The 12,345-nt window shown below is 35.4% G+C and carries 13 protein-coding genes; 8 read left to right on the forward strand and 5 right to left on the reverse strand.

The window, feature by feature from the left end:
* Positions 1 to 212: 212 nt before the first annotated feature.
* On the forward strand, positions 213 to 2,306 hold the full coding sequence (gene pnp, locus ABXT44_RS05355) for a polyribonucleotide nucleotidyltransferase (protein ID WP_416686228.1): 2,094 nt from the start codon (positions 213 to 215) through the stop codon (positions 2,304 to 2,306).
* A 48-nt stretch (positions 2,307 to 2,354) separates the two neighbouring features.
* A complete protein-coding gene (locus ABXT44_RS05360) occupies positions 2,355 to 2,564 on the forward strand; it encodes a SlyX family protein (RefSeq protein WP_416686229.1) in 210 nt (69 codons plus the stop codon).
* Positions 2,565 to 2,642: 78 nt separating this feature from the next.
* Here the strand turns inward: ABXT44_RS05360 and ABXT44_RS05365 are convergent, their stop codons facing one another.
* The 3 genes from ABXT44_RS05365 to aceE are packed head-to-tail and all read right to left on the reverse strand — an operon-like array spanning position 2,643 to position 6,819.
* Positions 2,643 to 3,803, reverse strand: a complete 1,161-nt coding sequence (locus tag ABXT44_RS05365) for an MFS transporter (RefSeq protein ID WP_416686230.1) — start codon at positions 3,801 to 3,803, stop codon at positions 2,643 to 2,645.
* Between the two features lies 1 nt (position 3,804).
* Entirely contained in the window at positions 3,805 to 4,161 is a 357-nt protein-coding gene (locus tag ABXT44_RS05370) for a HopJ type III effector protein (protein ID WP_271537586.1), read from the reverse strand.
* Positions 4,162 to 4,167: 6 nt separating this feature from the next.
* Positions 4,168 to 6,819, reverse strand: coding sequence for a pyruvate dehydrogenase (acetyl-transferring), homodimeric type (aceE, locus tag ABXT44_RS05375; RefSeq protein ID WP_271537585.1), 2,652 nt, complete (start codon positions 6,817 to 6,819; stop codon positions 4,168 to 4,170).
* Positions 6,820 to 7,080: 261 nt separating this feature from the next.
* Here aceE and ABXT44_RS05380 point away from each other — a divergent pair, with 261 nt between their 5' ends.
* The 6 genes from ABXT44_RS05380 to ABXT44_RS05405 are packed head-to-tail and all read left to right on the forward strand — an operon-like array spanning position 7,081 to position 11,799.
* Positions 7,081 to 8,454: a phosphomannomutase/phosphoglucomutase gene (locus ABXT44_RS05380; RefSeq protein ID WP_416686231.1), complete on the forward strand. Its 1,374-nt coding sequence runs from the start codon at positions 7,081 to 7,083 to the stop codon at positions 8,452 to 8,454.
* A 44-nt stretch (positions 8,455 to 8,498) separates the two neighbouring features.
* Positions 8,499 to 9,668, forward strand: coding sequence for a dimethylsulfoniopropionate demethylase (locus ABXT44_RS05385; protein WP_416686232.1), 1,170 nt, complete (start codon positions 8,499 to 8,501; stop codon positions 9,666 to 9,668).
* 8 nt (positions 9,669 to 9,676) lie between these two features.
* Entirely contained in the window at positions 9,677 to 10,297 is a 621-nt protein-coding gene (locus ABXT44_RS05390) for a LysE family translocator (protein ID WP_416686233.1), read from the forward strand.
* Between the two features lie 10 nt (positions 10,298 to 10,307).
* Positions 10,308 to 10,721, forward strand: a complete 414-nt coding sequence (locus ABXT44_RS05395; protein WP_416686234.1) for a VOC family protein — start codon at positions 10,308 to 10,310, stop codon at positions 10,719 to 10,721.
* Between the two features lie 19 nt (positions 10,722 to 10,740).
* Positions 10,741 to 11,370, forward strand: coding sequence for a LysE family translocator (locus tag ABXT44_RS05400; RefSeq protein ID WP_416686235.1), 630 nt, complete (start codon positions 10,741 to 10,743; stop codon positions 11,368 to 11,370).
* A 6-nt stretch (positions 11,371 to 11,376) separates the two neighbouring features.
* The gene (locus ABXT44_RS05405) at positions 11,377 to 11,799 is read left to right on the forward strand and encodes a GNAT family N-acetyltransferase (RefSeq protein ID WP_416686236.1); all 423 of its coding nucleotides are present in this window, start codon (positions 11,377 to 11,379) and stop codon (positions 11,797 to 11,799) included.
* A gap of 44 nt (positions 11,800 to 11,843) precedes the next feature.
* On the opposite strand, the gene ABXT44_RS05410 is transcribed toward ABXT44_RS05405, so the two are convergent.
* Positions 11,844 to 12,023: a hypothetical protein gene (locus ABXT44_RS05410; protein ID WP_416686237.1), complete on the reverse strand. Its 180-nt coding sequence runs from the start codon at positions 12,021 to 12,023 to the stop codon at positions 11,844 to 11,846.
* A 9-nt stretch (positions 12,024 to 12,032) separates the two neighbouring features.
* Positions 12,033 to 12,341 (reverse strand): DUF2007 domain-containing protein, encoded by a 309-nt coding sequence (locus ABXT44_RS05415; protein WP_416686238.1) that lies wholly within the window; start codon positions 12,339 to 12,341, stop codon positions 12,033 to 12,035.
* Positions 12,342 to 12,345 lie beyond the last annotated feature (4 nt).

Below are 12,345 nucleotides of genomic sequence, written 5' to 3' on the forward strand. Positions count from 1 at the left end.
TAAATTAAGTTTTAATTATTTAAAACTTATAAAGCATTAATACTCAATGAGAACAGGCAAATTTAGTACATTCGAGAAAAAAAATTAGGGGATAATTCAACTGTTTTATGGATTTTGGTAAGTTTTATCTCAAGCGTACCTATTGGGTATGTTTTAAATAAAGCTTATTACGTTAAACCATAAAACATTTTTTATTTTATTGGAGTAACGCAATGGACATGAATATAGTTCAAAAAAGTTTTACGTTTGGCAATAGTCAGATCACATTTGAAACAGGAAGAATCGCACGACAATCTCATGGAGCTGTTTTAGCTAGCATGGATGATACACAAGTACTAGTTAGCGTTGTGGGAGCAAAAGAAGCCAAACCAGGTCAATCTTTTTTTCCATTATCCGTAGATTATATTGAAAAGACTTATGCAGCAGGAAAAATCCCTGGTGGCTTTCTTAAAAGAGAAGGGCGTCCAAGTGAAAAAGAGACATTAACTTCTCGCCTAATCGACCGCCCTATTCGTCCATTATTTCCAAATGGCTACATGAATGAAGTTCAAGTTATGATTCAGGTTATTTCTGCAAATAAAAATGTAGATCCTGATATTTTAGCAATGCTTGGAACTTCTGCAGCATTGGCAATTGCTGGGGTTCCTTTTAAAGGGCCTATTGGTGCTGCACGCGTTGGTTACAAAGATGGAAGCTACATTATTAACCCAACATATACTGATCTTAAGACTTCAGAACTTGATATGGTTGTTGCTGGAACCAAAGATGCTGTATTAATGGTTGAATCTGAAGCAAGTGAACTTTCAGAGGACGTAATGCTTGCAGCTGTTATGTTTGCACATGAGCAATTTCAAGTAGTAATTGATAGTGTTGCTGAATTTGCAAAAGAGGTAGGAGTTTCTCCTCGCGAATGGGAAGCACCAGCTGAGGATGAATCTCTAATGTCTTCTATTAAATCTAAATTTGAAAGTAAAATTTCTGAAGCTTATCAGACTGTTGACAAGATGGAGCGTTATGAAAAAATGGGTGAAGTTAAAGTCGCTGCCCTTGAAGAATTTATAACTGATGCTGATGATTCACCTAGCTCTGATGACGTTAAAAACTATATTAAAAAAATTGAAAAATCAACTGTTAGAGAGCGTATCTTAAAAGGTGAGCCAAGAATCGATGGAAGAGATAGCTCGACTGTTCGTGAACTTGCAATCGAAACAGGCGTATTAGAAAATACGCATGGTTCCGCACTTTTTACGCGTGGTGAAACTCAAGCCCTTGTTGTTACAACTCTTGGCTCTAAAAGAGATGGACAGCTTATTGAAAAACTTGAATCAAATGATCGTATAGAAGATCACTTCATGCTTCATTACAACTTCCCTCCATACTGTGTAGGTGAAACAGGTCGAGTAATGGGCGTTAAACGTCGTGAAATCGGTCATGGTCGATTGGCTCGAAGAGGAATTGCAGCTTGCCTTCCAAGTATTGAAGAGTTTCCATATACTATCCGTATCGTTTCAGAAATAACTGAGTCTAACGGCTCTAGTTCAATGGCAAGTGTCTGTGGCTCTTCTCTGTCACTTATGGACGCAGGTGTTCCAATTAAAGCGCCAGTTGCAGGTATTGCGATGGGTCTTGTTAAAGATGAAGATCGCTTTACAGTATTAACTGATATTCTTGGTGATGAAGATCACCTTGGTGATATGGACTTTAAAGTTGCTGGAACAGCAAAAGGAATAAATGCACTTCAAATGGATATTAAGATTGATGGTATCACTGAAGACATTATGTCAATTGCACTTAAGCAAGCCAAAGAAGCAAGACTTAATATTCTTGGTCAAATGAACCAAGTTATTTCTGAGCCTAATGCTGCATCAAAAAATGCTCCTAAGACTAAAGTTATTAAAATCCCTACTGACAAGATTCGTGATGTAATTGGTAAGGGTGGCGAGACTATCAGGGGTATCGTAGCTCAATCAGGTGCTAGCGTAGATGTTGATGACGAAGGAAATGTTAATGTTTTTGCAAATGATACTGAAAGCTTTGAAAAAGCAGTTCAGATGGTTAAAGATGTCACTGCAGTTCCTGAATTAAACAAAGTGTATATGGGCAAGGTAGCAAAAATAGTCGAATTTGGCGCTTTTGTTACAATCATGCCTAATCAGGATGGACTTCTTCATGTATCTGAAATTGCACATGAAAGAGTTGAAAAAGTTGAAGATCACCTTAAGGAAGGTCAAGAAATTGAAGTTAAAGTTCTTGGGATAGACCGAGGAAGAATTAAACTTTCTCGAAAGGCTTTAATTGATAAGTAATTAAATAAAGCCACCGAAAGGTGGCTTTTTTATTGAATATAATAAATTATGTCAGATAATAAACTCGTAGAACTAGAAGAAAAAATATCATATCTTCAAAATATGCTCGATGAACTTAATATGGTTATTTTCCGTCAAGGTGAAAAAATTGAAAAACTCACTAATCAAATTAAAGAAACTAATGAAAAGATAATTAATCACTCTGAATCGCAACCTGAACAATCTGAAGTGACTGATGATAAGCCACCACATTATTAACTTGGATTAGATTGCCTTAAAAGAGAGAATTTTAGAGCTTATTAAGGGAGAATATGAAAGCAATGAGTTTTCTAGCTACTAAACAATAGCCTGATTTCGCCTCATCATGATTATAAGGGCTAAACCATTAAGTCCCCATACCAAGCTTAAGAGATACATATTAAAGGTTAATCCAATATATTCAGCTAAATAACCAACCAATGCTGGTCCAAAAATAAAGCCAGCAAATCCCATAGTTATAAGATTAGCAACAGTTAAAGATATAGGCTCATCTGTCAGCCTTATAGCTTGCCTAAGAATAATTGCTATAAAGTTGGCTGTTCCAAAACCGAATAGTATCATTCCAAAAATAATGACATAAAAATTTGACGTCAATATTGATAGGAAAAGTATTATGCCTGCAATAATACTTAAATAACCACCAACTAATTTTTCGCTATATTTATTAATCATTTTTGAGGCGATTAGTCTAGCAGAAATCTCACCAACATTAAAGGCCACTATAACGGCTCCTCCTAAGAAAAGAGGTACTAATAAATCTTTTGTTAACCATAAAGCAGACCAATCAAGAATTATGCCCATAGTTGCATAATTCATCATCATTAAAAAGCCAAAAATTAGTACTGATTTTTTTGGAAATTTAAATCTTGGTGTTTTCTTTAAATCTTCAAATGTTTTTGAGAGTCCAAACTTAAATACTATTAGTGCTCCTAAAACAAGCATTGATCCAGATATAGAAAAAATTAAACTTACACTTTCAATGTACTTAATTGTAAAGAATGCAGTAATAGCTCCGACTAATGAGCCAAAGCTAAATGCTGCGTGGTATAAAGGCGTAATGACCCTAGAAGTCTTTTCTTCAATCATTGATATTTGTGACTGCGCAGAAGGACTAAAAAAACCTACAAAAAAACCAAATGGTACAAAAGCCAATAAAAACCAGAAGTAATTTGGTGATAGTATTAATAGTAATGGAAGGTACGAAATACCAAGTAAACCAATCGTAATGGCATTTTTAGTGCCAATTTTTGGAACAATTAATCTCCCTGATGTTTGGTTACCTATTAAATTTGCAATACCGAAAACCAGAAGGCCAATACCAATTTCCGCCTCAGTTATTTGAAGCCTTTCAGCGTTCCAAGGAATATAAACAAAATATAATCCAATCTGAAAGAGTACTAAGAAGGCGCTAAGAAAGACAGTATAAATACCATTATTATATTTAGCACTCTCAGTCATATCAATGCTCAAATTCCTTCTTGGGCTTAAGTGTACTTTGATTGATTAAAATTCCCTTCCAGCCATTACTAACGAATCTGCGAATGTTTAAATGGGAATTATGATTTTCTGGCTCATCAATAACAGATTGATAATGTTCACCAAAACATCTTAACGTTTCTGACTCAGAAAGAGAATGCATCAAGGCAAAACAGAAAACCTTTGCAGAGCCTTGATTTTCTTCTTTCGAGTTAACAAGATCACTATTTGTAAAAGCGACATTTAAAAACTCATATTCTTGATCAATGAGATTAGTAAAATCAGAAAAATTCATCTTAACTCCTGACCTAAGTTGCTCGAGATACTCTTTGGTATTCATCGTTTTTTATGTATACATTGGGTTTGACTTATTAACATCAATATTAAGTTTTTTAATGGCACTTTTAATTATTTTTGAATCCAGCAAGCCATCATCAACAAGCGCCTTTAATGTTACAAAAACAATATAATTTGCATTCACCTCAAAAAAATATCTAAGCTCTTTACGAGAATCTGACCTACCAAATCCATCTGTACCTAATACCTCATAATGAAGAGGTATATGCTTACGAACCTGCTCTGCATAATTTCTCATATAGTCTGTAGCAGCAATTACTGGGCCAGAAGATTTGCTTAAGCACTGAGTTATGTATGGAACCTTCTTATTTTTACTTGTACTAAATAAATTTTCACGATCAATTTTTTGAGCCTCTCTTGTAATCTCATTAAAACTAGTAACACTCCAAACATGCGACATAACACCCCAGTCTTTTGAGAGCATATCAGCTGCTTTTTCAACTTCTCTAAGAATAGCGCCACTTCCTAATAATTGAACTTCAATTTTGGATTTTCCTACTACTTTTAATGGATACATTCCCTTAATAATTCCTTCTTCAGCGCCTTTAGGAATAGCAGGATGAATATAGTTCTCATTCATAAGTGTTATATAATAAAAAACACTTTCCATATTCTCATACATACGGCGCATGCCTTCACGCAGAATAACTGCTAATTCATACGCATAAGTTGGATCGTAGGAAACACAATTTGGAATAGTATTAGCAACAATCAATGAATCCCCATCTTGATGCTGAAGACCTTCACCAGCAAGCGTAGTTCTTCCAGCAGTACCACCCATCAAAAAACCCTTGGCTTGCATATCTCCAGCAGCCCAAGCAAGATCACCAACCCTTTGAAAACCAAACTTTGAATAATAAATATAAAAAGGAATCATTGTGACATTATGAGAAGCATAAGATGTTGCAGCAGCAATCCAGTCAGAAATTGCTCCAGCTTCATTGATGCCTTCTTGAAGCACCTGGCCTTTAATATCTTCTTTATACCACATAACTTTATCAGAGTCTTCTGGCTCATAGAGCTGACCAGAGGAAGAATAAATGCCCATTTGCCTAAAAAGACCCTCCATTCCAAAAGTTCTCGCCTCATCAGGAACAATGGGAACAACTCTTGGACCAATCTCTTTATCTCGTATTAATAGTGATAGGAAGCGCACAAATGCCATTGTGCTTGATATTTCCTTTTCATCAGTAGATTTTAGTAGAGGATCAAAAACGTTTAATTCTGGTATTTTAAAGGTCTCCAGCTCAAAACTTCTAACAGGTAGATATCCGCCCAAAGCTTCTCGCCTCTCTCTAAGATATTTTAGTTCCTCACTATCTTCAGCAGGCTTATAAAAATTGAGCTCTTCTGCATCTTTTTTAGTAACAGGGATATCAAATCTCTGAGCAACACGAACTAGTGCATCAACACCTAATTTCTTCTGGCTGTGGGTAGTGTTTTGTCCTTCACCAGCCTCTCCCATTCCGTATCCTTTGACTGTTTTTGCCAAAATAACTGTAGGCTGTCCCTTATGCTCTTTAGCTGATTTGTAAGCTTGAAAAACCTTATTTGGATCGTGGCCACCTCGAGTAAGCCCAAAAATTTCATCATCAGACATATGCTCAACAAGTTTAAGAGTTTCAGGATACTTTCCAAAAAAATGCTTACGAACATAAGCACCATCTTTTGCTTTATAGGCCTGATATTCCCCATCTACAACTTCTTCCATTCTTTGCCTCAAAAGGCCCGAAGTATCATTGGCGATTAATTTATCCCAACCCCTACCCCAAATAACTTTAATTACATTCCAGCCAGCGCCTCGAAACATTCCTTCAAGCTCTTGAATGATCTTACCATTGCCTCGAACAGGCCCATCTAAACGCTGAAGATTACAATTAATAACAAAAATAAGATTATCCAGCTTTTCTCTACCTGCTAAAGATATGGCACCAAGAGACTCAGGCTCATCTGTTTCACCATCTCCTATGTAGGCCCAAACGGTTCTTTTATCCGTTTTAATAATTTCTCGATGCTGAAGATATTTCATAAAACGCGCTTGAAATATCGCCATTATTGGCCCTAGTCCCATAGATACTGTTGGAAACTGCCAAAAATTTGGCATTAACCATGGGTGGGGATACGATGATAATCCTTCTTGATTAGCCTCCTGCCTAAAGTTAAGCATTTGCTTTTCAGTAATTCTACCTTCTAGAAAGGCTCTTGAATATATACCAGGTGCAATATGGCCTTGGAAAAATATTAGGTCTGCTCCCTGGTCTAAATTCCCACCTCTATAGAAATGATTGAAACCAACTTCATACAGTGTGGCGCTAGATGCAAATGATGCAATATGGCCACCAAGCTCAGAAGAGACTTGATTTGCTTTAACGACCATGATCATTGCATTCCATCGTATGATCGATTTAATTCGATGCTCAATATCATGCTTAACAACAAGTTCAGTTTCTTTTTCTACTGGAATTGAATTTAAATAAGCTGTATTAACGCCTTGCGGTAAATTCATCCCATCTTCATGAGCCATATCCATTAATTTTTGCAGGATATACTTAGCTCTATCTTGCCCTTCAACCCTGGCAACAGATCTAAAAGCTTCTAGCCATTCAATAGTTTCTTGCGGATCAATATCTTTTTGAGACATAAAATTTGATTTAATTTAATTCAACAGAAAAGGTTTGAAATTCAACTTTTGTGGATATTATCCCTAAAAAGTTAACTCAAAATCACCTTAATAAAGTGCAGTTTAAGCTTAAAGAAAAGTCTTTATAGATATTGAGAAAAAAAGCGATTAGCTAGCATTATCAATAAATCTTTTTATTTTGTTCCTTTAGAAGTCTTCTATCGATTTCTAAAATAAAAATTTGTTAAAATGACTTCAACTTTAATCTTTACAAATATTTTAATGAATATTTCAACTTCAATCTTCAAAGCCTACGATATAAGAGGTATTGTTGAAACTGAACTAACACCAGAAATTGTCAAATTGATAGGCAAGGCTGTTGGTAGCGAATCTATTGAAAAAGGTGAAAGAGGTGTTGTTGTAGGAAGAGATGGACGCTTAACGGGACCAGAATTATCAGATGCATTGATTTCAGGCCTTCTTGAGAGTGGCTGTCACGTGGTGAATATAGGTATGGTCCCATCTCCAGTTGTGTATTTTGCAACTTACACCAAAGGAGCAACATCAGGCGTTATGATTACTGGGTCACACAACCCTGCAGAATATAATGGATTAAAAATTATGGTCGCAGGCGAAACTCTTTCAGCTGAAAGAATTCAAGACCTACTTAAAAGAATTAATGAGAACAATTTTTCTTCTGGTTCTGGAACTTCAACTTCTATAAATATCGATCAAAACTATATAGACACGATTAAGTCAGATATCAAAATTGAGAAAGATCTCAAAATTGTAATTGATTGTGGCAATGGCGTAGCAGGTAACATTGCTCCTCAATTGTTTGAAGCATTAGGCGTTAAAGTTACCAAACTCTTTTGTTTAGTTGATGGCAGGTTTCCAAACCACCACCCAGATCCATCTAAACCCGAAAATTTACAAGATTTAATCCAAGAAGTTAAAGATACTAACTCTGACTTAGGCCTTGCTTTTGATGGAGATGGAGATAGGTTAGGATTGGTTGACAACAAAGGTCAAATCATTTGGGCTGATCAGCAAATGATGCTTTACTCTAAGGATGTATTAAGTAGAAATAAAGGTGCAAAAATTATTTTTGATGTGAAGTGCTCTTCACTTCTGCCTAAATTTATTTCTGAAAATGGAGGTGAACCAATTATGTCCAGAACCGGGCACAGTTTTATTAAACAAAAACTTACAGAAACTAAAGCAGAGCTAGCTGGAGAAATGTCAGGACATATATTCTTTAAGGAGCGCTGGTATGGATTTGATGATGCTCTTTATACTGGTGCAAGGTTATTAGAAATTATCTCTAAGAGCAATAAGTCATGTTTTGAAATTTTTGATGAAATGCCAGTAAACCTAAGTACCCCTGAAATTAATATTAACTTTGAGAAGCATGGTCAGCAATTTGAAGCAATGAATAAATTATCAGCGGACATTAATTTTCCCAATGCCACTATTATTACTATTGATGGCGTTAGAGTCGACTACGAAAATTGTTGGGGGCTAGTCAGGGCTTCCAATACAACCCCTTGCTTAGTTTTACGTTTTGAAGCTAATGACAATAAATCGCTAAATGAAATAAAGACAAAGTTTGCTGAATGGCTTAAATCGAATGGTATTTCTACAGATTCTTTATAGTTGAAAAATTTAAAAAATAAGGTATAAAATACACTTTTTTATCTTTGCAAGACAACATTCTTTTAAAAAGTAATAATACTAAACTTGGAGCAACCCCAATGGATGGACATGTCAACTTTACCCTTTCAGATCGCTTAAGAAAATCCCCATATTACGAGGCTACTCTTAAAGCAGGAGCTAAAACTTTCACGTTATACAATCATATGATTATGCCCACTTCTTATGAAGGTGCAGAGGCTGACTACTGGAATTTAATTAATAACGTCACGATGTGGGATGTTGCTGCTGAGAGGCAAGTTGAAATAATTGGTGGTGATGCGTATAAATTTGTTGAATATATTACTTCTAGAGATCTCTCAAAACTCCAAATTGGTCAAGGAAAATATGCCCTTATTACTGATGAAAATGGTGGAATTATAAATGATCCAATAATATTAAAATTGGCTGAAAATCATTTTTGGCTTTCGATTGCTGATAGTGATGTTTTACTATGGACTCGTGGACTTGTCTGTGGACTTGGCTGGGATGTTCAGATTAGTGAGCCAGATGTATCTCCCCTCGCTATCCAAGGACCTAACCACTTGCCATTAATGATTGATTTGTTTGGTGACTGGGTTAAAGATATCAAGTATTTCTTTTTTAAAGAAGTTGAGTTAGAAGGCATTCCTCTCATTGTCCAAAAATCAGGGTGGAGTAAGCAAGGTGGTTTTGAGCTCTATCTTCGTGATGGCTCTAAAGGCCAAAAGCTCTGGGATATTGTTGCTACTGCCGGTAAAAAATATGACATTAAGCCTGGAACTCCAAACAATATTGAAAGAGTTGAGTCGGGTCTTTTTTCATGGGGTAATGACATGGATATAAATAGCAACCCCCTAGAGCTTCCTTTAGCTAATTTTTGTCAGCTCGATAAAGAAGCTGATTACTTAAGTAGAAATGCACTCCATAGAATACGCTCTGAAGGTATCACTAAAAAACTAGTTGGCCTTGTTGTTGAGGGTGATGCATTTATTGGTGGCTGTGCTAGCCCATGGCAAGTTAAAAGTGGCAACAAAATATGTGGAAAGGTTACTAGCGCTGCATATTCACCAAGACTAAAAATTAATATGGCTATGGCCACTCTTGACAAAGGCTTCAATGATATAGACTCAGAAGTAGAAGTAGAAACGCCTTGGGGCAAAAGACTAGGGAAAGTTTCACCAATTCCCTTTAACTAAATGAACTTATGGAATTAACTGTCTGGCTTGGGCTATTAGCATCTGCACTTTTTATTAGTATATCCCCTGGCCCTGGAGCAATTTTTTCAATAAGTCAGGGCACTCAATATGGCTTGAAGAGATCTATAATTTCAGTAATTGGCCTGCAACTTGGATTAATGAGTCAAATTATATTTCTGCTGCTAGGACTAGGAGTATTAATTGATCAGTTTCCAAGTATTTTTTCAATAATTAAAATGCTGGGAATGCTTTACTTAATTGCGCTAGGAATTATGCAATGGCTTAAAAAAATTGAACAGATATCTACTTCTAAAGCCTACCTAGATAAAGCTTTTAACCCTTTGAGTTCCCTTCTAAAGGGTTTTTTTGTGAACATAACAAACATCAAAGGCACCGTTTTTTTTCTTGCATTAATACCACTTTTTGTCGATTTAACTGCCCTTAAAATTTCTACTTGTTTAATTTTAACTGCAACATTAATTAGTGTTGATTTAATTGTAATGATTGGCTACGTCATGCTTGCTGAAATATCAAAATCATTTCTGTCGGACCCAAAAAAAATATTATGGCAAAATAGAGTTACTGGTTCCACATTAATTCTTATTGGTTTAATAATGGGTACGTCTTAACTAGATTTTTATGAGTGTCTTTCATTTAGCATATACAGTGACTGATCTAGAGTCTACAAGAAGATTCTATGGGAGTCTTTTAGGGTGTCCTGAGGGAAGAAGCTCAGAAACCTGGGTAGATTTCAATTTTTTTGGAAACCAACTCTCGCTTCATGTTGGTGAGGTAATAAAAAGCAGCAAAACTAGCTCAAGTGTTGAAGGTGTTTCAGTTCCTATACCTCACTTTGGCTGCGTGCTAGATTGGAATACATTTAATGATTTAGCCCATAAACTGCAATCAAAATCTGTTAAATTCATTATTACTCCTAATGTTAGGTTTTTAGGCCAACCTGGTGAGCAGGCAACAATGTTTTTTGAGGACTATTCAGGTAACTCTATCGAACTCAAAGCCTACAAAAATGTAACAGAAGTGTTTAGCAAATAACTACGCCAAAGGTTTATAAATGTTAGAAGTATTGAGTATTGAAACAATAATAACTTTTATTACTGCATCTGTAGTTCTGAGCCTAGTTCCTGGGCCTGACAATCTATTTGTTATGAGTAATTCAGCTTTAAGGGGATGGAAAATTGGACTCTATACTACACTTGGTCTTTGCACAGGGCTCATAGGACACACAATCTTAGTTGCGATTGGTGTAAGTGTTATTTTTCAAACAAGTGTAATTGCCTTCAATGGACTGAAAATTATTGGCGCTTTTTACCTTGTGTATCTTGCATGGCTATCGATTCAAAATAAAGAGTTAAACTTAGGGAAAGCCTCCCAAGACAGTTCAAATAAATCATACTATTTAACGGGTGTTGTTATGAACCTAACCAACCCAAAAGTAGCAATCTTTTTTTTGGTCTTTTTGCCTCAGTTTGTAAATTCCAATAATAATATCTCATCTCAGGTATTTCTTCTTGGATTACTATTCATTTTTAGTGCATTTTTTGTTTTCACATTAATTGCCTATTTATCTAGCTTTCTTGAAGGAACTTTAAAAAAATCAAAAACTATAAATAAAAATCTTAACCTTATTGCAGCTTTAATATATGTTGCTCTAGCGGTTAATCTTTTTTTTGTTCACTTATAGGTCATTATGAAAAATATTTCTGCAATTACAACTAGCTATAAATCTAATCATAAAGAAATATGTGAAGTCAGATTTAAAGTTTTCGTTGATGAGCAAAACGTCCCTGAAGAGCTTGAAATAGATGGGCTAGATGATGACGCTAATCATATACTCATATTATTAGATGACAAAGCAATAGGAACAGGAAGAATTTTGTCTGATGGGCATATAGGAAGGGTAGCTGTTTTAAAACAATTTCGAGGCAAGGGTGTTGGTAAATTAATTATGAAAATGCTCATTGAGTGGGCTCAAGAAAATCAATTAAAAAGCTTATGGCTTTCGTCTCAGTGGCATGCTCGTGGATTTTATATTGATCTTAAATTTACTTGTACTGGTGAAAAGTATGAAGAGGCTGGCATTGATCATATAAAAATGACAAGAAAGCTTTAGTTGTAGGGGTTTTCATGTTTCAGTTTTCACCAAATACTGCGTTATTACTCACCAAAATAATCGTTGTCTCTGACATCATTGAAGTCTCTAGATAGAAACTTTCCAAGCCTAATAATAGACCAGAAAAAAGCAAAGTACATAATTAGTTTTATAACTAAATAGATATCCTTAGAATAAAAACCAACAATTATTACAATTAATGAAAGTAAGATAAGTTTTTTCATAAGAACAGTTTATTGAAAGTTGTCTCTGCCACACTTCCAGCAAAAATCAAAAGTTTGATCATTGATCTCATTACAACCCCCACACTTCCAAGTAATTAAGCTTATTTCAGTGTCAATTGACTCAATAACTTTTTTAGCCTCTTCTAGCTCACTATCTTTTAAAAGCCAGACCTCCGGCCAAGTATCGAAGGGGGCTAAACCACCAGATGCACTCGATGCAAACTCGTTATTAAGAACGACCTCATAACCGTTATTAATTAAAACGTTTTTAACATTCATCACCATTATTCGATTTTCATTCGTATACAAGAGTTTCATTTGA

The organism is Candidatus Pseudothioglobus sp. Uisw_041, from assembly GCF_048087625.1.
In the GTDB taxonomy this organism is placed as follows: domain Bacteria; phylum Pseudomonadota; class Gammaproteobacteria; order PS1; family Pseudothioglobaceae; genus Pseudothioglobus.